Raw genomic sequence first — 20634 nt, 5'->3', positions numbered from 1 at the left:
CTCAACGCTGGAGGCGCACCTTGTTCTTTTTGAATTTAAAGAAGATGGAAACGAAGAGCAGACTAAGCAAACCGGAATCGATGACTCTAACCACATGAACACCAATGCGATGAATAGCCACCGGATCAGCGATAAACCAGATAATGAAGAATACAATAGACAATAGGGCAATACATAGCCAATACAGCCATTTTTGTGCAGACGGTGTAGTGCGATTAGCTAGATTGTTGTATTTTTTGGCTCGATAGAGGATGTAAATCAGAATTAACGAAAGTCCGGTCAGGGTTCCGCCATGCTGCAGTATTTTGTAGATGGGAATTTCGTAACCGAGTACATGGAGGTCAACGCTGAGCAGCGGGATCCGATCGACTACAAATCCATGCTGGTGTGTAAAAGCATCCCACACGACGTGCGTTAACATGCCGAGTAAGGCAGAATAGCAGAAAATAATGATCTGGGCTGGTAATCCTAAATTAGACGTACGCTGATAACGATCCTGCATAAACACAGGCAAATGATCAAATAGAGTATGGTGGATGAAAAAATGGTAGATCAGGTAGACCAACGCGACCAGCGGCAAATTAAAATAGAAGAACCCTGCAAAAGTATGTCCGGTCATGCCGGCAGGTTGTCCCCTTAGCAAATATTCAAAATCAGGGGCCATGCTGCCCAGTACGAGCGCGGTAAAATGAAGATACTTGCTCTTGCGTGAAAACGGCAGAACGGCAGCAGGATGGGCAAAAGTAAATGGCATCGTATGTAGAATCTCCTTTATAAATGAATCAGAATCGGTCTCCAGATGTATGTATTGTCTAGACAGGTTACGGTAGATTAAGTATAAACCGCGGGCTATCCATCGGAGGGGGAAAACAATGGAATTATTAGATATTGTCAGGATGACAGAGCTTAGGGAGCAGCAGCTGCAGCAGGCGGCAGACGTCTACGTGAATAGTTATTATAACGAATTAACCTCCATGTCGAAAGATAAAATGATGTTAAAAAGAGTAATTAAAGAGTCTTTTGTTGTAGATCAATTCTATGCTGCGATTATTGAAGGCCAAGTCGTAGGCATTATGGCATATTCCACAAGCATTACTCGCTCTCAATATTTTGATAAAGAGTACTTAAAAAGCATTCTAGGTAATGTTCAGGGGAGCGTTGTACATTATTTTCTGGCAAAACAATTTCACATACCCGCCCCAATTGATAGAGATGAGTGCTTTCTAGAAGCGGTTGCCACAGACCCTATGTATCGGGGAAGAGGGATCGCGACATCCATGCTGCTCCATCTGACGCATTATCTGCCGTATCGGGTCTTTAAGCTGGAAGTCGTTGATACGAATCATGCGGCACGTTCCATTTATGAGAAGCACGGTTTTCACATCTATAAGGCCGTAAAGCAAAGATGGTTTCGCAATAGACTTGGCTTCAATGAGAAGCTCTATATGGTAAGGACTGTGGATGAGCCAACAATATAGCCTATAGTCATTAAATTTTATAAATGAATACGAACCAAACGTTCAACCATTACGTTTAATGAACAGGACATTGAATCGTAATTGAGCGGGAGGAAGGCAATGAATTCAGATCACGGGAATAAGGAAATATCTGGACATGACAAGCAATTAAATGAAGTAGTCAAACAACCGAGACATCGCAATCGAAGGAAGCGTACTTATGTCTTCTTAGGTTCCGCTGCTGCAGTGCTCTTAGCAGGATACTTGATAATGGGGTATATATTACCCGGCCCGATGGAGAAGCTTTATTCGCCGAAGATACAGAAATATATAGAGGCTGTTGAGTATGACCAGAACTTCATACTTGCTGCACAAAATAACCTGTTGCAGGAACTGCATGTATCGGATACAAGCGGAGCTTATGAACTGGCTGTGGGGGGAGTTATTGCAGATGAGGAAAAAGCCGTGATCCTGTATTCGGTGAGTGGACCTGATCTTAAAGAACATCAAGATAGCACGGATGCTATTGAGTTAATAATCGAGGAAGATAAACCTCATTCGATTGGTTATGGACACAATTCTCCGAACAAAAACGAGACGATTACCTATCAAAGTATTCAGCTAAATATGGAATATGGTGAAGAATTACCCAAAGAGCTAAAGCTGGCGATGAATATAAACGAGGAATCTTTAGAGGTTACATTCCCAATAGATCACTCTCGGTTTGCAGGTATGCGAGAACATATTGATATGAATAAGTCTATTGTTATAGATAACCAAACCGTTCGAATTCACGATATCACCTTTACACCACTGCAAACGATGATTAGAATGGAAACGAATACGGAGAACACAAAGAATATGAACGGTTTTAGTGGGTTGAGGTTAGCCGATGATCAAGGGAACAGTTGGGGAGAAATTTCTAATGGAACGAATGGTTCTGGGGAAATAAGCTCAGGGACTTACATTGCATATATGGACAGCATCTACTTCAATAAGCCAGATAGTCTATCCATAATCGTTGATGGCGCTTTTATATCTGACAAAGATCAAGAGTTTGTAATTAATACCGCTACTTCAGAAATGGTAGAGGCTCCTGATCAGCGGCTGGATATAGTAGAAATAGACCAAGAACAAGGTTATGTATACCTTCAGCTTGAATTCACAGATCTAGAAGAATCTTTTAATAAACCACCTTATCGAGTATTTAGGTTATTCAATGATCATAACCAATTTGCTGACGCTTCAGGCATAAAGTATAAGATAACAGGTTCACCTCAATCCGGATTTAGAATTGGAGATGAGAGGACTACGCTGTTATATACGGTTACCATTCCTAATGAAGATTACAAGCAACCCTTAACGTTCGAGATTAACGAATATCCGAAAAAAATAAATCAGAAGATCGACATTCCTGTGTTCTAACAGCGTCAACCCATCAGATTAAGGTTCTTTAGACGAAAAAATTGAATTGTTCCGCAGCATAAGATACGTGTAACCGTGCGCTGATGCTGCGGATTTTTTATGCTTTTTTAAGAAACATACATAAAACCGAATGAATAACCAGGACGTCTAATTAACAAGCAGCTGCAATATCGGACAGGAGGAACAGCATGGACTTACATGAGCTTGCCGCCAAATCAAGAGACGGCGATGAAGAAGCATTTATAGAACGGCTTCATGTGGACAAGCATCGGATGTACAGTATTGCATACTCATATATGCGGAATGAAGCGGACGCGCTGGATGCTGTGCAGGAAACGGTGAGTAGAGTATGGGCGAAACGGAAGACGTTAAGACAGCCTGAATATTTTACAACCTGGGTCATTCGTATTCTGATTCGGGTTTGTATGAATAAACGGAAGAAAAGAAAGCGTGAGCTGCCTTCGGGAACTGAGGAGATGGATATCAGTACTAAAGTTGCTGTCGCCGGTGATCCGGCACAAAAAATAGATATGGAGAATTTAGTCACTGCACTTCCGCCGAAATATCGGATGGTTATTGTGTTGAAATATTACCGAGATCTGACGATTACGGAGATTGCAGAGCTGCTGGACCGCCCGGATGGCACCATACGAACCTGGCTCAACAAAGCACTCAAAATGATGCGGGTCGAAACGCAGGATAAGGAGGAGATCGATCATGCACTTCATAACAGAAGAGTGGGAACAAGCCGTATTAAAGGATAAAGCGAAGGTAGATTCATATTTAAAGGATCTGCCATTGTCAGCTATGGATGAGAGTATCAATCTCGGCATGGTAAGTGGTAAGCACAGAATAAGGCGCCAGCATAAAAAACGCATAGGCATTATTTGTACAGCGGCAGCGGCCTCCTTGCTTATACTGTTCACGGCGAGCATTCGCATCTCACCTGTCTTTGCTGCGGTTGTCAGTGAGCTCCCGTTAATGAATAAATTCGTTGAGGTTGTGCGGTATAACAGTGTCTATTCAGAGGCGATCGAGAGTAATCTATATCAGGAGATGGACATTACAATGCAAGTTGGAGACACAACGTTAACGATTGGCGGGATCTTGGCCGATGAGGACAGATTGACGGTACTGTATTCTTTCGAAGGTGCTGACGCTGAGAAGATGCACAGCCGTAAGTTCTTGTGGTTTCAACTTTTGGATTCCAAAGGAAGAATCATCGGTGGAATAGATAATTATTCAGGCTCCAGTATAAGAGATGATGAACAAGGTGAACTCTATTCCAGAGCTGATTTTATTCTCCATGAAGGTCAGAGCATGCCCAAATCTGTTCTGTTAGAAGCAAGTTATTATAAGGATAAGGAAGAACAAGTTATTGAAATTCCGGTGGAAATTGATCAGAGCCGGTTCGCGCAAATGAAAGAGATTGTCCCCATTCATCAAACAATCAAGGTCCACGGACAACGTATAAGAATCGAAGAGCTTGTGATTACACCACTCCAGTCCAAATTGAAAGTAATCGCAGATCCTAATAATACGAAACAAATCAATGATTTTATGAAGCTCACACTGACAGATAACACAGGAAACAGATTAATAACGAATAGTTCCTATGGAGATATGAACGAGGAAGGAGGCAGAACCTACTTTTTTGAAAGTCTCTATTTTGACCAGCCTAGTAAAATAAACTTGGAAGCCAAAGGTGTATATCTGAACAATAAAAACGAAATCTTTCAATTTAATACGAAGACAATAGAAACGATAAGTACTCCAGATCCCCGGATTATTCTTGAACAAGTAGAGACGACAGATGAGGGTATGAGAATCTCGATTCTAATGAAGGAAATGTCAAAAAGTAAAGATATGAGCTCCTATCCAATGCTCCAAATAAGTGATCATGTTACTGACGCTGTTGGAGACTCATATCCATTGGAGCTTTCTCGAACAGAGTTAGTATCTGAACATGTTACTCAGACCTGGCGGTACAAATACCTCCTGCCTGCAGGAGATTACAAGCAGCCACTACGGCTTGAAATGCATAGATATCCAGGTTCAGTTGAAGAGAAGATCACGATTCCGATCAAATAACGGACTAATTCATCTTCTCCCCATAGCGTAACACCTTGGACGGTTGTTTCTTTCGTAGTCAGTTAAATTTAATGAATAGTGTTGTACAATTGGATGATAACTTTTCAAGCTGGCCCATAAAAGCTATAATATAAAGGATTGTTTAGATTCTATTTGAAAGCGAGCGAATATTGATATGGGTCGTAAGTGGAATAATATTAAAGAAAAGAAAGCGTCCAAAGACGCAAGCACTAGCCGCGTATATGCGAAGTTCGGACGTGAGATTTATGTAGTAGCCCGTCAAGGGGAGCCTGATCCGGAATCGAACCGCGCTCTGAAGGTCGTACTAGAGCGTGCTAAGACATACAACGTACCCAAAGCCATCATTGACCGCGCACTGGAAAAAGCAAAAGGCGGTTCGGAAGAGAACTTTGACGAGCTTCGTTACGAAGGCTTCGGTCCGAATGGATCGATGGTTATTGTGGATGCACTTACGAACAACGTAAACCGTACAGCATCTGAAGTACGTTCAACCTTTACGAAGAATGGCGGCAATTTGGGAGTCAGCGGATCGGTAAGCTACATGTTCGACTCTACGGCGGTTATCGGGGTTGAAGGCAAATCTGCGGATGAAGTACTGGAGCTATTAATGGAAGCTGATCTGGATGTTCGGGATATTGTGGAAGAAGATGAGGCGGTTATCGTGTATGCGGAGCCGGATCAATTCCATGCCGTACAAGATGCATTTAAAAATGCAGGAGTAACGGAGTTTACTGTAGCTGAGCTTACGATGCTGCCACAAACCTTTGTAACCTTGGAAGGCGATGCACTTACACAATTCGAGAAACTGATTGATGTACTTGAGGATCTTGAGGACGTGCAGCAGGTGTACCATAACGTGGAGTTTGAAGAATAGGAACTTACAACTTTCTGATGAAAGTTGAAGTTTAAACCGTCAGCCTCTCATTTATCTCGGGATAAATGGGAGGTTTTTTTGATGAACAGAATATCTGTAAAAATGTACATTGCGTGAAGCTGTGCTGAAACCTGAACAGCAGCAAGAGAGTAAGGAATCTTCTATGTTATAATTAAAGGGTTGTCTATTTTAATTTTCGTAAGAGGTTTGATAACTACGAAAAGGGGAGTGCTCATCTACAGTGAAACTGGTATCTTGGAATGTAAACGGGCTGAGAGCCTGTGTAAATAAAGGGTTTATGGATTATTTTAAGCAGATGGATGCGGACATTTTTTGCCTGCAGGAGACCAAGCTGCAAGAAGGACAAATTCAAATGGAGTTAGGCGACTCCTACGAGGATTACTGGAATTATGCAGAGAAAAAAGGTTATTCGGGAACCGCGGTGTTTACGAGAATCAAGCCGATTTCGGTTCAATATGGCATGAGTGAGGAAGATCCTGATCCAGAGGGGCGAATGATCACGCTCGAATTTGAACAATTTTATCTAGTTAATGTATACACACCTAATGCGAGAAGGGATTTATCGCGTTTACCTCTTCGTCTGGAATGGGAGGAACGTTTTCGAGCCTATCTTAATGAGCTGGACCAGCATAAGCCCGTGGTCATTTGTGGGGACATGAATGTGGCGCACGCTGAAATAGACCTCAAAAATGCAAAATCTAACCGTGGTAATTCTGGCTTTACATTGGAGGAACGGGAGAAAATGAGCATGCTGCTGGATTCGGGCTTTGTGGATTCGTTCCGCTATTTTTATCCCGATCGGACAGATGTGTACACCTGGTGGTCATATATGGCGAAGGTCAGAGAGCGGAATATCGGCTGGCGAATTGATTACTTCCTTGCTTCGACCCGGCTTGCACCATACTTGAAGGATTCAGGAGCAGACTGTCATATCATGGGAAGTGATCATTGCCCTGTATTCTTGGAGATGGAGCTTGACGAATCTCTTCAAAATGCTTAACTGCTAACGGTTATTAATAATTACTAGGGATGAGCAAGGCAATTTACATAGAGTCATAGGTTAAATTAATTGCGGCCTATCCACTCTGGTTGCTTTCGCTCATCCTTTTATATTGAAATAGATTTGTATATTAATAGATTTTAGATTTGTAGACTTAGATGGTATTGTGTACGACATAATTCTGAACATAGCTGTCGTGATCGAGCACCTCAATTGCCCCTGACCAATCGAGCACTTTTCCGACAAAACCTTGGATGTCCAGATCCTTCATCTCATACGTATCCGGTGTGTTACCCGTACCTGTTGCATCCTTAATTAAGGTCACTTTGTACCCGCGGTCATAGGCTGATATGGCCGTGAACATACAGCAGAACTCCGTCTCAAAGCCGACGATGAAGAGATGATTAACGCCTAACTGCTCCAGTGTCTCTGCAAGCTTCGTCTTATAAAATGCACTCGGTGTCTGTTTCTCAACTACAGTTTCAGCATATTTAAGAATTGAATCATGTATATGTGAGCCCTCTGAATCTCGGTACAATGGACTTTCTGCCTGATCATCAATATGTCTAATAAAAATGACCGGATGTCCATCTCTTCTAAAATCTTGAATCACTTGCTCTATTAATGTGAGTTCTTTTGTGAAATCTTTTAGCTCGACAATGGCGTTCTGTACATCAATGACTAACAGTGCTTTCATCAGAATCACCTCCTGGAATTTTATACCAATTGGTAATTCGATAGGTATGTTAGAAATCCTTTTATGAAGGGAAACTATGAAAATACTCTGACATATTCGTCATATCTGGCGTTGCAAGACCATTCTGTTAGCGCTATCATTAGTTCAGAGCTTTATATCATTTCTAAAGGAGCCAATATACATATGACACGGATTGAAGATCAAGCTAGAGTGCTATTTATCGGAGACAGTATTACGGATTGTGGCAGAAATTATGATAATGTGGGTGACCTTGGCAGAGGTTATGCCATGATGGTTGCGGCTGAACTTAATCTCCGTTATCCTGAGAAGCAAATTCAGTTTATGAATCGCGGTATCAATGGAAACCGGGTTACAGATCTTGAACAAAGGTGGGAGCAGGATTGCCTGGCGCATAACCCAACCTGGGTGTCCATATATATCGGAATCAATGATACGTGGCGCTGGTACGATTCCAAGGCAGAGACTTCTGCAGATGAATTTTATCGTACATATCGTGAGCTGCTTGTGCGGACCAAGGAACATACGAATGCGAATATCGTGTTAATAGAACCGTTCGTACTGCCTGTTCCGGAAGATCGCAAGGGATGGAGAGTAGATCTTGATCCAAAAATTCATGCCATTCGAGAGCTGGCTCGTGAATTCGGAACATACTATGTTCCACTGGATGGCCTGTTTGCTCAAGCGAGTACCAAGGCGGAGCCAGCCTACTGGGCAGGAGACGGTGTGCACCCGACTGATGCAGGACATGCTCTAATTGCTAGAGCCTGGCTCGATGCAGTAAAAGTATAAATTTCGTCGAACGAGTGGGTAACCGGACAAGGTTTAGAAAGCCACAGGAGTGATATTACTGCGAATTAATAGATGAACTGTTTAAGCTGGTCTTTATAAGCCAGCTTTTTTCGTTGCTTCTTGCGTAAAACGAAGTTATGAATACATAAGTACAGGCAGGATTTTAATTTCTTAAGAATGAACGCTATTATGAAAGAGCAGGACAGTTCAACAATTGCGCGAATATTTAAGTGAAGAAGTTATTCGCGAAGTTCAGAGATAAAAGAGTTATATGAAAGGGATGCAAGATAGAGATTGTAAAACAAATCAAGAACACTTGTACGCAGTTATAAATAAAGGTAAAATATAACTACAATTGAATCTTGGGTGGGCATGGTTTCCCTTCGAAAGGAGGTGAAGCCATGGAAGTGAAAGATGCATTAACGATTATGTTCCTCTTTGGGACGTTCATTCTTGCTCTTTTAACATACATCAATAATAACAACAAGAAAAAGTAAAAACCCACCCAAAGGTTGAGGCCAGAGGTGGGTTTTGTTCCTTTACGACTTAGAAGGGAATAGACCATCCAAGCCAATTGTACTGACCAAGTGTTCGCTGCACTTGGTCTTTATTACATATATAATATCACAAAGAAAAAATGTATCAAAGCGTGAAATAATATTGAAAGTGATAATAAGAAAAAAGAGATAAGTTGAACGGTAAAACGAAGATGGCATCCCCATCATATAACATAGTATTCACGCATCGGGGCTATCGCCCCTCGGTTGTTTAGATGTATAATCGTGGAAGAAGTTCAGACAACAAACGCCCCAGCCCAAGATAAGAGCTATCTAAGGCTGGGGCGTTTCGTGAATACAGGAACGTTAGATGAAATTACGATGCAAGTTCTTATCAAAAACAATGAGGTGTATAATGCCAAGACAGATTACATTGGGTGATGGAAGAACAGTAGAAGTTGAATGTGTAAGCTGCGCATTGACAAGTGGTTTGATTTCTTCAACAGGTGGAGTAATTTTTGAATCAAGCAACTTTCATGTCCATCAGGATATTGCTTACCCAATTAAAGGGTTAGTTATATTGGCTTCAAAGAGGCATTTTTATTGCATGGATGAATTAACAGATAAAGAGCGATTAGAATTTATTTTTGCTAATTCATAAGCTCAGAAGAGAACAAAGAAAACGATTGGGAATTGAAAAGGTCTATTATTTTTATAATGAAGATACAACACATCACTTTCATTTATGGATGGTTCCTAGATGTGAATGGATGTACCAATTTGGAAATTCAGTAGAATCATTAAGACCGGCATTATTACATGCAAGGAATAATATGAATGACGATGAGAATATGAAGAGTGTAAAAGAAGGGGTTAGCATGTTACGAGAGGGCATGAGGGATTTTGTGAGTAGCTCAAGGTAACCTCATCTAACAAAGTATTCACGCTGCGGGCATTCGTCCTTGGTCTGGACCGAGGGATTTCGGGGAAGTGGATTCAGCCAGACAATTCCTGCGAGGCTAAGTCTTTGACCCGGCTCCCGTTGGTCCCTTAAGCTTCTCGGGTTCGTGAACACAAAACGTTATAAGAAATGGCCGAAAAACGATAAAAATCTTAATGATAGTCGTGGAAGGAGAACTTCAATGGCACAGGTAAAGATTTATGGTATATTCGAAATCTTAAAACCAATTCAAAAACAATTCTCAGATATCTTACATTCATGTTTTATAGATTCTCTGAAATTGCCTGAAGATAAGAGGTTTCATCGGTATATTTTATTAGATAAAGAGGATTTTATATATCCAAACAATCGATCAGAAAAGTACACAATAATTGAAATAAGCATTTTCGAAGGTAGATCGGACGAAGCTAAAAAGAAATTGATTAGATTGATTTTTGAGAGAATCAAAGATATTGGTTTTGATGTCAATGATATTGAAATAACAATATTTGAAACGCCGAAGAGTAATTGGGGAATTAGGGGTTTGCCTGCTGATGAATTAACTCTAAATTATAAGGTCAATGTTTAAAGAATAAATGAGATAATGGGAATTCTCATGAAAGTAATTCGGGAAGTCGGGCACCTCTTATAACACCATATTCACGTATCGGGCCATTCGGCCCTCGGTCCGGTAGAAGTTAGATGTTGGTTCGGGAAGGCATTTTCAGTGGCAGGAAGTAACTTCAGCCGGACTCATCGATCCCCCTAAGATTGGAGCTATCTAAGGGGGATCGACGTCGTGAATAAAAGAACGTTATCCGAAACCCCTGGATTGAAAAATGAAAACAAAAGGTGTAGAGACAATGAACAATAAAGAGTTTGAATCGCTCATTAAGCAGCCAGCCAATATCCGATATGAGTATTTCATTAAGCAAGTCGTAGACCGAGAAGAGATTTGGGGATTATATAATGATGGTTGGGCAGCAAGCGCTGACGATGAGGGGAATTACTTATTTCCTTTTTGGCCTCGGAAAGAGTTTGCCGAATACTGTGCAATTGGTGATTGGAGTAATTATAAGGCAGAAGCCATCAATCTTCAGGAATTTGTTGAGTTGTTTTTGTTAGGAATGGTAGAAGATGGAATTAAACCCTCTATATTTTTTAATAATGATGATTCGGCAGTATTAGAAGTGGAAGTGCTAAAATATGATTTGGAAAGAGAATTAGAGAACTATTAGAGACCAGTAATGATGTAGTATTTCGAGGAAGTTAGGGACATCGCATAATATCACATTCACGCATCGGGGCTGACGCCTCGGTCCGCATGAAGTATTTTCAGAGAAGTTGTTTCAGCGGACAACCCTGCAGGGCTAAGTCTGACGATCCGCGCTACGCTCTTAAGCCGGTGAGGGTTCGAGAATGCCTGAACGTTATAGGAAATTAGCGCAAACCATTTGTACCAATCAAATCTTCGGAATAACTTGATTGGAATTCAGGGTGGGAAAATTAGGTGAATGTTTGTAACTGAGATCTCCAACAATTGATGAGAAAGAAGTATTAAGAAATCTGCTTGAACTTTATATGTACGAATTAAGTTGTTATACAGACAAAATTGAAATGAATGACCTTGGACTTTTGGATATTGCGGAAATCAATGCCAACAATATTTGTTTTAGGATGAATGGAGACTCTATGAACAAGAAAATAAAGAGAAGATCAATTTTCTTTGTTGTAATCGTAGTGATTGTAATTTTCATTCTTTATAGGTATGGCTATTCACTAAACGAGAATCAAGCTTTAAGAATATCTTATCCTTTCATAGACGGTGAGGTAGTATATAACAAAGATTTTGATAATAATAAAGTAGTTATATGGGAAACTGAGAATTTCAATTATTTGAAGCAAGTTGATACTAAATGGGGATTCTTATATCAAGTATCAAATGTAGCTATGTTACAGTCCATGGATCCATTGATAGGAACAGAAGGGGACCTGAATCGGACATGGTCGTCGAGACTAAACTCAAGAAATATGTACGATACTATTTTCGGAGTGGAATCAGTTAATCCTGAAATAATAAGAGTAATAATAAGTAATGATAGTATTGATAACGTAATTTCGTATGATATTGATGAAATAAAAGAGAACTCAACTGTATTTATCGAATTAAATTTAGAAGATGGTTTTGCAGCATCATACAATGAACTAAATACAAAAGATGCTCGTGGATTTATATTTAGAGGATTAAATGATAAGGGAGAGATATTAATATTAGGAAGATAAGAGCGTTAATTGAATAGCTCATGAAGGCGAGTGTATACAAGAAAGGAAATATGCTACGCGAACAACGAGTAACATTAAGGCCTGTTATTGAAGAAGATTGGGAACGGCGATATGAATGGCTATCCGATCCTGCAGTTAACCGATCATCTAGAAATGGTATGCCCCTAACACCTGTGATTCATGAAAGCAAGTACGTTATTTAGAGAAGCAGCAACAGTTGCGAGCAACCGAAGGGAGGGGCTCAAAAAATTGCAACGCCAGCTCCACCTCAAGAATTCTTCCCTCAGCTACAAGTGAAATTTTTTGGAGCCCGAACGACTTTTGCGAAGCAACCGGAGAGAGGGAGCCAAAAAATGTAACGTCGGCCCCACCCCTAAGAATTCTTCTCCCACAACTACAAAGTGGAATTATGAGAGCCCATCGACTTTTGCGAGCAACCGAAGGAAGGGGCTAAAAAGATTGCAACGCCAGCCCCATCCCAAGAATTCTTCCTTTCAGCTACAAGTGAAATTTTTTGGATCTCGAACGACTTTTGCGAAGCAACCGGAGAGAGGGAGCCAAAAAATGTAACGCCAGCCCCACCCCCAAGAATTCCTCCCCAGCTACAAAGTGAAATTATGAGAGCCCATCGACTTTTGCGAGCAACTGAAGGGAGGGGCTCAAAAAATTGCAACGCCAGCTCCACCTCAAGAATTCTTCCCTCAGCTACAAGTGAAATTTTTTGGATCTCGAACGACTTTTGCGAAGCAACCGGAGAGAGGGAGCCAAAAAATGTAACGCCAGCCCCACCCCCAAGAATTCCTCCCCAGCTACAAAGTGAAATTTTTTGAATAACGAACGACTTTTGCGTTAGCAACCGGAGAGCGGCGTCCAATAATGGAACGCCTATACCAGTACCTTCCGGAACTCGGCCGTGAGGAGAGGCACAACGTCGAACAGATCGCCGACGATGCCGTAATCTGCAACCTTAAAGATAGGTGCTTCAGGATCCTTATTGATCGCAATAATGACACGTGATTGGCTCATTCCCGCCAAATGCTGAATGGCACCGCTGATGCCGCAAGCAATATAAATTTCGGGTGTAACTACTTTCCCTGTTTGACCAATCTGCAGCGAATAATCACAATAGCCTGCATCACACGCACCGCGTGAAGCACCCACAGCTCCGCCAAGCAGATCAGCGAGCTCTTCAAGAGGCTTGAAGCCGTCTGCACTCTTGACGCCCCGGCCACCAGAGATGACGATCTTGGCTTCGCTGAGATCAATCTTGCCTGTCGTCTTCTGAACGACCTCCTTAACGATCGTACGCAGTGATGGAGAGGGGTAAGCAACATCTTCAATGGGAGAAGTACTGCTCTCAGCAGCAGACGCTGCAGCAATATTGTTCGGCCGAATGGTAATGACCGCGGGTCCAGCCTCAAATACACGTTTTTCAAAGGCTTTGCCTGCATACAGAGGTCTGGTAAATACGGGATGACCTCCTTCTAGATCAATAGAAGTAATGTCCGAGATCTGCCCTGCCTGAAGATGAGCTGCAACTAATGGAGCCAGATCTTTACCCAGAGCGGTATGTCCGAAGAGGACAAGGTCTGGTGCTGCCTTCTGTAAGACGGATTTTAATGCAGCTAAATAAGCTTCAGGATTATAGTGTTCAAGCGCTGAATGCTCGATGGTATATATCAAATCGACGCCATAGGGAACGAGTTCACTTACGGCGGACGTTATATCTGAACCTGCCACTACAGCCTGGATCCGATCCTGAGCACCTGCGATTTGCTGTGCAGCACCTAACGTTTCGAGTGCTACCTGACGAAGCCTTCCATCTCGATTCTCGGCATATACAAGCAATGTTTTACTCATCACAAGAACCTCCTCGGGTCATTTGAATTTGAATGCATGAACAGCCAATGGAAAAATAACGCATGTCGGACATTCTGTTTGCCATACACTTGGGGTAGATGAGATGCACATAATTGAAACCGCATACAAAATGATGGATTTGGCATGGCAAAGTCCACTGTTGCACAAACAAATTAACGAATCAGTATGATTCAGCACGCAATGTATCGTTCAAATGACTTTGGATTCGGTACGCAGAAGGCCGACAAGCTCGCGGGCAACGTTCTCGGCATCGCCCTTAAGGATCTTACCTGCACCGCGTTCAGGTGGAAGCGTCAGCTCGACCTGCTTCGTAGCAGGCTGAACATCGGTTTCGATGAGATCTAGATCCTCAAGCAGCAGCGTCTTGAACGGCTTCTTTTTTGCTTTCATGATACCAGGAAGAGAAGGGTACCTCGGTTCGTTCAGACCTTGCTGAGCAGTAAACAGCGCAGGCAGCGTGACACTAAGCACTTCAAGATCACCTTCAGCATCCCGATGGACTTCGGCTGTTGTACCTTGAATCGTAAGCTTGGTAATGGATGAGGTGTGAGGAATGCCAAGGAGCTCAGCCAGACGAATGGCGACCTGACCTGATCCACGATCGACGGAGAAGTTACCGCCAAGAATGAGATCCGGATTCTCTTGGTTTAAGTAGGAATAGAGCACTTTGGAGATCACATATTCGTCGTCAGGAATTCGCTCATCCGAGATCAGAACCGCTTCATCTGCACCCATCGCGAGCGCTGTACGCAGGGCTTCTGCAGCACGGTCTGGACCGACGGAGAGAAGAGTTACACTGCCGCCGTGTTCATCTCGAAGCTTGACAGCTTCTTCTACCGCATATTCGTCGTATGGATTAATGACAAATTTCACACCATCCTCAGACACGACTCCATTCTGCAGAGTGATCTTCTCCTCTGTATCAAAAGTTTGCTTTAACAATACAACTATCTTCATATTCGATCGTCTCCCTTCAAAACATGAGTTATGAATTTAATTATTTGGAAACACCGTGAAGAAAGAAGCTAAGGGTGTCGTCAACCTGTTCTTGAAGCGAATATTTCTGCCCTGAGATCAGCCAGGAGGTAACTGCTTCATCCATGGAGCCAAAGATGAGGTTTCGAACCAGTTTGAGATTCAGGTCTTCTCTAAAATGTCCCAGTTCAATGCCCTGCTCTAGAATATTCTCAATCAGCTCAATATATGGCTTGAGTGATTTGCCAATCTCCTTGCGAAGCTCAATATCACTTTGTCTTAGCTCGATCTGCGTGACGTACGCAAGCTCAGGATTATTCTCAAGCTCTGTAAAATGAATGCGGCAGACCGTGCGGAGGGCCTGAACTGGATCAGAGCTGCCAGCGACACTGTCATGGAATTTCTGCACCAGCTCACCCAGCTTCTCTTGGAACAGATGAATCAGGATGTCCTCCTTTCTCTTAAAGTAGAGGTAGATCGTCCCATCGGCTACGCCGGCAGCTTTGGCAATCTTGGAAACCTGGGACCGATGGTAGCCATTCTCGGCAAACACTTTGAGGGCGCCTTGAAGTATGAGTTGATATTTTTCTGTTTTTTTACTTGTCATATGTTCACCCCGGTGTTAGAATACAGTTAAATTTCTGAATGAATACTCATTCATTTCTTGTATCCACTATAAAATACGTTCCAGTCATTGTCAACGATTCAATCCCTGTCTCATTGGAAAATCGTTCTACAAGGTTGAGATGGTTCATTAGGCGTTCATATCGAAGTTTGCAGCGAGTATGACAATGATATTGTCAAAGAGTACAAACGATGTGGAGGTCTGTTTTTGCAGACACAATGTAAGCGCTTAATAAATGAATCGTACTTACCATTGTCAATGGCTAGGGGGGTTGTGCCCGAAAGGAGTGAAGCTGCACATCAAAAGATAGTAAGTTACTAAAGCTCAAACTAACAGCTATCCGCCATGCAAGCTGAAATTAAATTTTATCAATACAAGGGGCTTGATGAGGATGATTCTACAAATGATGAATGCACTGCTCTTTACCCTCATTACCGGCTGGGCGGTTTATCTATTCGCCAGAGTTGTATACCACCGTTACTTATATATCAAATTAGGCAGACCTGCGGATCTTCGCAAGGACATTCAAGACAGGATTGCAGCATTTATGGTGCAGGTCTTCGGTCAGAGCAAGCTGTTCAAGGATCCGAGAAGCGGAATCATGCATTTTACCGTTTTTTACGGATTTATTATTCTGCAGTTTGGTGCACTGGACATTATCTGGAAGGGGCTCACAGGGCACAGTCTGCCTATACCGGGTTACGAAGGATTTATATTGACCCAGGAGATTACGGTCGTGCTTATTCTCCTCGCCATCTCATATGCTGCCTATCGAAGATATGGGGAGAAGCTGCATCGGTTAAAAAGAGGCTGGAAACCAAGCCTTGTTGTCTTTTATATCACATCTCTAATGATATCCGTTCTCTTCACAATGGCATTTGAACGTCTCAGAGAGGATTTGCCATCTTCAGCCTATGCACCCATCTCATCTGGAATTGCATCGTTATTTACCTGGATGCCTGATGTAGCGGTGTCCGCAGTGTATTTCTTTTTCTGGTGGATTCATCTGCTGATCCTGCTCTCCTTTCTACTATACGTACCCCAATCCAAGCACTTTCATCTCATTACTGCACCCATTAACATCCTGCTGCGACGAACAGATCCACCTGGCAAGCTAAGTAAGCTCGATTTAGAAGATGAAGAGGCAGAGTCCTATGGGGTCGGTCATATCGAAGATTTTACCCAGAAGCAAATGCTCGATTTCTATGCCTGCGTAGAGTGTGGACGATGTACGAATGTATGCCCGGCGACCAATACCGGCAAGCTCTTGTCCCCCATGCACATGATTATCAAGTTAAGAGACCACTTAACCGAGAAGGGCGAGGCGTTGACGTCGAAGTCGGCCTGGATGCCTGCCAGTGTGTTTGGTTACGCTGGAGTCCACGAAATGAGAACTGCCGATCTATCACTTAGCGAATGGACGGGGGAAGGAGTAACTGACATTCGTCCAACCATGAGTGTGCAAAAAAGAGCCTGGCATCAAGTTGAAGGTGTTACCGCCAAGGATGTGCAGCTCATCGGTGGAGTCATGACAGAAGAAGAAATATGGGCTTGTACTACGTGCCGTAACTGTGAGGATCAGTGCCCTGTTGCAAATGAGCATGTGGACAAAATTGTAGATCTCAGACGTCATCTCGTGCTGATGGAGGGAAGCGTACCTCATGAGGGACAACGAGCAATGCAGAATATTGAGCGTCAAGGTAATCCATGGGGGATCAGCCGGGCAGAACGCAGCAAGTGGGTGAAGGAAATTGACCCGGACGGCACCTTGAATTTGAGCATTCCGACGGTGAAGGAGAACCCGGACTTTGACATTCTGCTGTTTGTAGGCTCGATGGGGTCCTATGATAACCGGAGCCGAAAGGTTACACGTTCGCTCGTTCATTTGCTGAATGAGGCAGGTGTCAACTTTGCGATATTGGGCAATGAAGAGAAGAATTCGGGTGATACACCGAGACGAATGGGGAATGAATTTTTGTTCCAGCAGCTGTGTGTGGAGAACATCGAAATTTTTAATAAATATGATGTTCAAAAAATCGTTACAGCCTGTCCCCATACATTTAACGTGTTCAAGAATGAATATCCCGATTTTGGCCTTACAGCCGAAGTGCTTCATCATACCGAGCTCTTGGATGAGCTGGTCAAGACCGGCAAGCTGATTCCCCAGCACACGTTATCGGAGAAAATCACCTATCACGATTCCTGCTATCTCGGAAGATATAACGATGTGTACGATCAACCGCGGGATGTGCTGCGCGCAATTCCAGGCGTCGAGCTCGTGGAAATGGAACGCAGTCGAGAGAACGGGATGTGCTGCGGTGCCGGCGGCGGACAGATGTGGATGGAGGAGGATACCGGCAAGCGTGTAAATCTCGCTCGGACAGAGCAAGCATTATCTGTATCACCGACGATGATCAGCTCTGCTTGTCCTTACTGCCTGACGATGCTGGAGGATGGAACGAAGCTTATAGAAATAGAAGACAAAGTGCAAACGAAGGATATTGCAGAAATACTCGAAGCTTCCGTCTTCGGTATTTCTGAAATGAATGAACAGGAGGTCGTTGCGAAGTGAACCAAATGTTAACCCCTACTCATCCATCTGCAATTACGAAGAGGACCTTATCCAAAGCTGCCGTAATCGGCTCCGGGGTCATGGGTGCAGGAATTGCTGCACATCTGGCTAATGCGGGACTGTCTTGTCTGCTGCTGGATATTGTACCGGCTCAATTAACACCAGAAGAAGAACAGGCAGGGCTATCACTGGAGCATCCTGCGGTACGCAACCGGCTTGCCAATCGTGCCATTGCTGCGCTTCCCAAGTCAAGCACGGCTCCACTTTATGCTTCTCATTTTGCAGAACGAATTACACCGGGCAACATAGAGGATCACTTGCATCTATTGAAACAAGTTGACTGGATTATTGAAGTTGTTACCGAAAAGCTGGAAATTAAGAGGTCTATCATGAAGCAGATTGAAGCGGTCCGTGCAAAAGGAACCATTGTCAGCACGAACACGTCCGGCATATCGGTCAATGCGATGGTGGAGGATTGCAGTGAGGAGTTTCGGCGTCATTTTCTAGGAACACACTTTTTTAATCCACCACGGCATATGAAGCTGCTGGAGATTATCCCAGGGTTCGACACCGATCCTGAGATCACATCCTTCATGAAAGAATTCTGTGAGAAAAGGCTGGGCAAGGGCGTTGTCATTGCCAAGGATACTCCGAATTTTATCTCAAACCGTATTGGCACTTATGGACTGCTCGTCACATTGAGGGAAATGGCGGAAAACGGATACTCGGTAGAGGAAGTGGATGCCGCAACAGGACCAGCGCTCGGCAGGCCCAAGAGTGCAACGTTCCGTACGCTCGATTTGGTAGGGATCGATACTTTTATTCATGTGGCCCAGAACGTGTATGATTCCGTGCCGGACGGAGCGGAGAGGGATGTATTTAAAGTGCCTGCCGCGCTGCAGGAATTGTTAACAAGAGGCTGGATTGGTGAGAAGAGTGGTCAGGGGTTCTACAAAAAAGTAAAAGGAGATCACGGCAGTCAGATTCTATCGCTGAGTCTAGCTAACATGGAGTACAGTCCAAGCGCCAAGATCAGCTCAGCGTCGATTGAAGCTGCGAAGACAGTCAAAGGAGCAAGGAAGAAGATCAAGGCTTTTTTGAACACGAAGGACCGATATTCAGAGCTCGCATGGAATGTGCTTAAGCAAGTGCTGATCTACTCCGCAGAGAAGCTGGGGGAAATTGCGGATTCCATTCAAGATATCGATCATGCGATGAAATGGGGATTCAACTGGGAGCTGGGCCCGTTTGAGACTTGGGATCTGATCGGTCTGCCTGCATCGGTTGATCGCATGGAAGCAGAAGGTCTGATCGTGCCTGCATGGGTGAAAAACTGGATCGCTGCAGGGAATAACTCCTTCTATCAGCAGAAGGACGGATATGTATTCCAATATCTCAAAGGGGAGTACAGAGCGGTAGAGAAACGACCTGAGATTATATCTTTAGCAGCGCTTAAGGCCCAGAACAAAATCATTCGTTCAAATACAGGCGCAAATCTGATGGATATTGGAGATGATGTTGCGCTTCTGGAATTCACCTCTCCAAACAATGCCATTGGCGCCGACATCCTGGTCATGATTCAGCAGGCAGCCGAAGAAGTCGAAGCTAACTATAGAGGTCTCGTTCTTGCCAATGAAGGCAGAAACTTCTGTGTGGGTGCGAATCTCATGCTGATGCTTATGGAAGCCCAAAGCGGAGATTGGGATGAGGTGGATGACATTATCCGATTGTTCCAAGGCAGTATGATGAAGCTCAAGCAATTAGCTAAACCGGTTGCAGCTGCCCCACATCGGATGACGCTTGGAGGAGGCGTTGAAGCCTGTCTACCCGCAGATCGAATTATCTTCTCGGCAGAAACCTATTTTGGCTTGGTCGAAACCGGAGTAGGCTTGATTCCAGCCGGGGGAGGCTGCAAAGAGTTGGTGCGGATGACGAGCGATCGCTTTCCGGATCAGCAGGCCGACCTTCAGCCAGAGCTTAACCGAATCTTTGAAATGATTGCACTTGCCAAAACCTCATCCAGTGGGCATGAAGCACTGCATATGGGATATGGCCGCTCCCAGGATCGAGTCGTGATGAATCAGGATTATCGCATCTATGAAGCCAAGCAGGCCGTGCTTGAATTGGATCGTGAAGGATATACACCAGCTCCTGCCGGTAAAGCAAGAGTTGCAGGGCGTGACGGACGTGCGGTGCTTCAGCTGGGGGCGCTGGGTATGAAGCAGAGCGGATATATTAGCGAGCATGATTACCTCATTGCGAAGAAGCTTGCTCATATTCTGGCAGGGGGAGATGTCCCGGCAGGTACCCTTGTCTCAGAACAGTATTTATTGGACCTTGAACGGGAGGCCTTCTTGAGCCTGCTAGGTGAAGTGAAAACCCAGCAGCGCATGCAGCACATGCTTGCCAAGGGTAAGCCTCTTCGCAATTAGCGGTCACATTACATCACTTGCATTAGACGGCAG

Annotated in this window: 19 protein-coding genes and 1 pseudogene; 14 read left to right on the top strand and 6 right to left on the bottom strand. The window is 43.7% G+C overall.

Annotation, left to right across the window (positions count from 1 at the left end):
* Position 1: 1 nt before the first annotated feature.
* Positions 2-754, bottom strand: a complete 753-nt coding sequence (locus BLW49_RS00765; RefSeq protein WP_090722623.1) for a DUF4184 family protein — start codon at positions 752-754, stop codon at positions 2-4.
* Positions 755-872: 118 nt separating this feature from the next.
* Here BLW49_RS00765 and BLW49_RS00760 point away from each other — a divergent pair, with 118 nt between their 5' ends.
* From BLW49_RS00760 to BLW49_RS00735, 6 genes are all read left to right on the top strand, one after another.
* Positions 873-1478, top strand: coding sequence for a GNAT family N-acetyltransferase (locus tag BLW49_RS00760; protein ID WP_090722622.1), 606 nt, complete (start codon positions 873-875; stop codon positions 1476-1478).
* A 99-nt stretch (positions 1479-1577) separates the two neighbouring features.
* Positions 1578-2882: a DUF4179 domain-containing protein gene (locus BLW49_RS00755; protein WP_090722620.1), complete on the top strand. Its 1305-nt coding sequence runs from the start codon at positions 1578-1580 to the stop codon at positions 2880-2882.
* A 188-nt stretch (positions 2883-3070) separates the two neighbouring features.
* Complete coding sequence (locus tag BLW49_RS00750; RefSeq protein ID WP_090722619.1) at positions 3071-3646, top strand: sigma-70 family RNA polymerase sigma factor; 576 nt, start codon at positions 3071-3073, stop codon at positions 3644-3646.
* Positions 3600-4973: a DUF4179 domain-containing protein gene (locus tag BLW49_RS00745; RefSeq protein ID WP_090722617.1), complete on the top strand. Its 1374-nt coding sequence runs from the start codon at positions 3600-3602 to the stop codon at positions 4971-4973. Before BLW49_RS00750 ends, BLW49_RS00745 begins: the two co-directional genes overlap by 47 nt.
* Positions 4974-5148: 175 nt before the next feature.
* Positions 5149-5868, top strand: a complete 720-nt coding sequence (locus BLW49_RS00740; RefSeq protein WP_090722615.1) for a YebC/PmpR family DNA-binding transcriptional regulator — start codon at positions 5149-5151, stop codon at positions 5866-5868.
* Positions 5869-6109: 241 nt separating this feature from the next.
* Positions 6110-6889 (top strand): exodeoxyribonuclease III, encoded by a 780-nt coding sequence (locus BLW49_RS00735; RefSeq protein ID WP_090722613.1) that lies wholly within the window; start codon positions 6110-6112, stop codon positions 6887-6889.
* 154 nt (positions 6890-7043) lie between these two features.
* Here the strand turns inward: BLW49_RS00735 and BLW49_RS00730 are convergent, their stop codons facing one another.
* Positions 7044-7586, bottom strand: a complete 543-nt coding sequence (locus tag BLW49_RS00730) for an isochorismatase family protein (RefSeq protein WP_047913981.1) — start codon at positions 7584-7586, stop codon at positions 7044-7046.
* Positions 7587-7769: 183 nt separating this feature from the next.
* Between BLW49_RS00730 and BLW49_RS00725 the strand changes: the two genes are divergently transcribed.
* The 6 genes and pseudogenes from BLW49_RS00725 to BLW49_RS00705 all read left to right on the top strand — a co-directional run bounded on the left by BLW49_RS00725 (position 7770) and on the right by BLW49_RS00705 (position 12116).
* A complete protein-coding gene (locus BLW49_RS00725) occupies positions 7770-8396 on the top strand; it encodes an SGNH/GDSL hydrolase family protein (RefSeq protein ID WP_090722611.1) in 627 nt (208 codons plus the stop codon).
* 401 nt (positions 8397-8797) lie between these two features.
* Positions 8798-8893, top strand: a complete 96-nt coding sequence (locus BLW49_RS29065) for a competence inhibitor ComI (protein WP_019419116.1) — start codon at positions 8798-8800, stop codon at positions 8891-8893.
* A 415-nt stretch (positions 8894-9308) separates the two neighbouring features.
* Positions 9309-9816: pseudogene (locus tag BLW49_RS00720) on the top strand (HIT family protein).
* 219 nt (positions 9817-10035) lie between these two features.
* Positions 10036-10422 (top strand): tautomerase family protein, encoded by a 387-nt coding sequence (locus BLW49_RS00715; RefSeq protein WP_090722609.1) that lies wholly within the window; start codon positions 10036-10038, stop codon positions 10420-10422.
* 274 nt (positions 10423-10696) lie between these two features.
* Entirely contained in the window at positions 10697-11071 is a 375-nt protein-coding gene (locus BLW49_RS00710; RefSeq protein WP_090722607.1) for a DUF2750 domain-containing protein, read from the top strand.
* A gap of 454 nt (positions 11072-11525) precedes the next feature.
* Positions 11526-12116 carry a hypothetical protein gene (locus tag BLW49_RS00705; RefSeq protein ID WP_143042053.1) on the top strand — a complete coding sequence of 197 codons (591 nt, stop codon included), beginning with the start codon at positions 11526-11528 and terminating at the stop codon, positions 12114-12116.
* 394 nt (positions 12117-12510) lie between these two features.
* Here BLW49_RS00705 and BLW49_RS00695 read toward each other — a convergent pair whose 3' ends face one another.
* The 4 genes from BLW49_RS00695 to BLW49_RS00680 all read right to left on the bottom strand — a co-directional run bounded on the left by BLW49_RS00695 (position 12511) and on the right by BLW49_RS00680 (position 15579).
* Complete coding sequence (locus tag BLW49_RS00695) at positions 12511-12972, bottom strand: hypothetical protein (protein ID WP_143042052.1); 462 nt, start codon at positions 12970-12972, stop codon at positions 12511-12513.
* Positions 12973-13001: 29 nt separating this feature from the next.
* Positions 13002-13976 (bottom strand): electron transfer flavoprotein subunit alpha/FixB family protein, encoded by a 975-nt coding sequence (locus BLW49_RS00690; RefSeq protein ID WP_090722601.1) that lies wholly within the window; start codon positions 13974-13976, stop codon positions 13002-13004.
* A 210-nt stretch (positions 13977-14186) separates the two neighbouring features.
* Positions 14187-14954 carry an electron transfer flavoprotein subunit beta/FixA family protein gene (locus tag BLW49_RS00685; RefSeq protein ID WP_090722599.1) on the bottom strand — a complete coding sequence of 256 codons (768 nt, stop codon included), beginning with the start codon at positions 14952-14954 and terminating at the stop codon, positions 14187-14189.
* 40 nt (positions 14955-14994) lie between these two features.
* The gene (locus tag BLW49_RS00680; RefSeq protein WP_047913975.1) at positions 14995-15579 is read right to left on the bottom strand and encodes a TetR/AcrR family transcriptional regulator; all 585 of its coding nucleotides are present in this window, start codon (positions 15577-15579) and stop codon (positions 14995-14997) included.
* A gap of 409 nt (positions 15580-15988) precedes the next feature.
* Here BLW49_RS00680 and BLW49_RS00675 point away from each other — a divergent pair, with 409 nt between their 5' ends.
* On the top strand, positions 15989-18169 hold the full coding sequence (locus BLW49_RS00675; protein ID WP_090722597.1) for a (Fe-S)-binding protein: 2181 nt from the start codon (positions 15989-15991) through the stop codon (positions 18167-18169).
* A 5-nt stretch (positions 18170-18174) separates the two neighbouring features.
* A complete protein-coding gene (locus tag BLW49_RS00670) occupies positions 18175-20601 on the top strand; it encodes a 3-hydroxyacyl-CoA dehydrogenase/enoyl-CoA hydratase family protein (RefSeq protein ID WP_090723775.1) in 2427 nt (808 codons plus the stop codon).
* Positions 20602-20634: the final 33 nt, after the last annotated feature.

This window comes from Paenibacillus sp. PDC88 (assembly GCF_900106725.1).
GTDB lineage: Bacteria > Bacillota > Bacilli > Paenibacillales > Paenibacillaceae > Paenibacillus > Paenibacillus shunpengii.
This window is presented reverse-complemented; position numbering and strand designations above follow the sequence as displayed.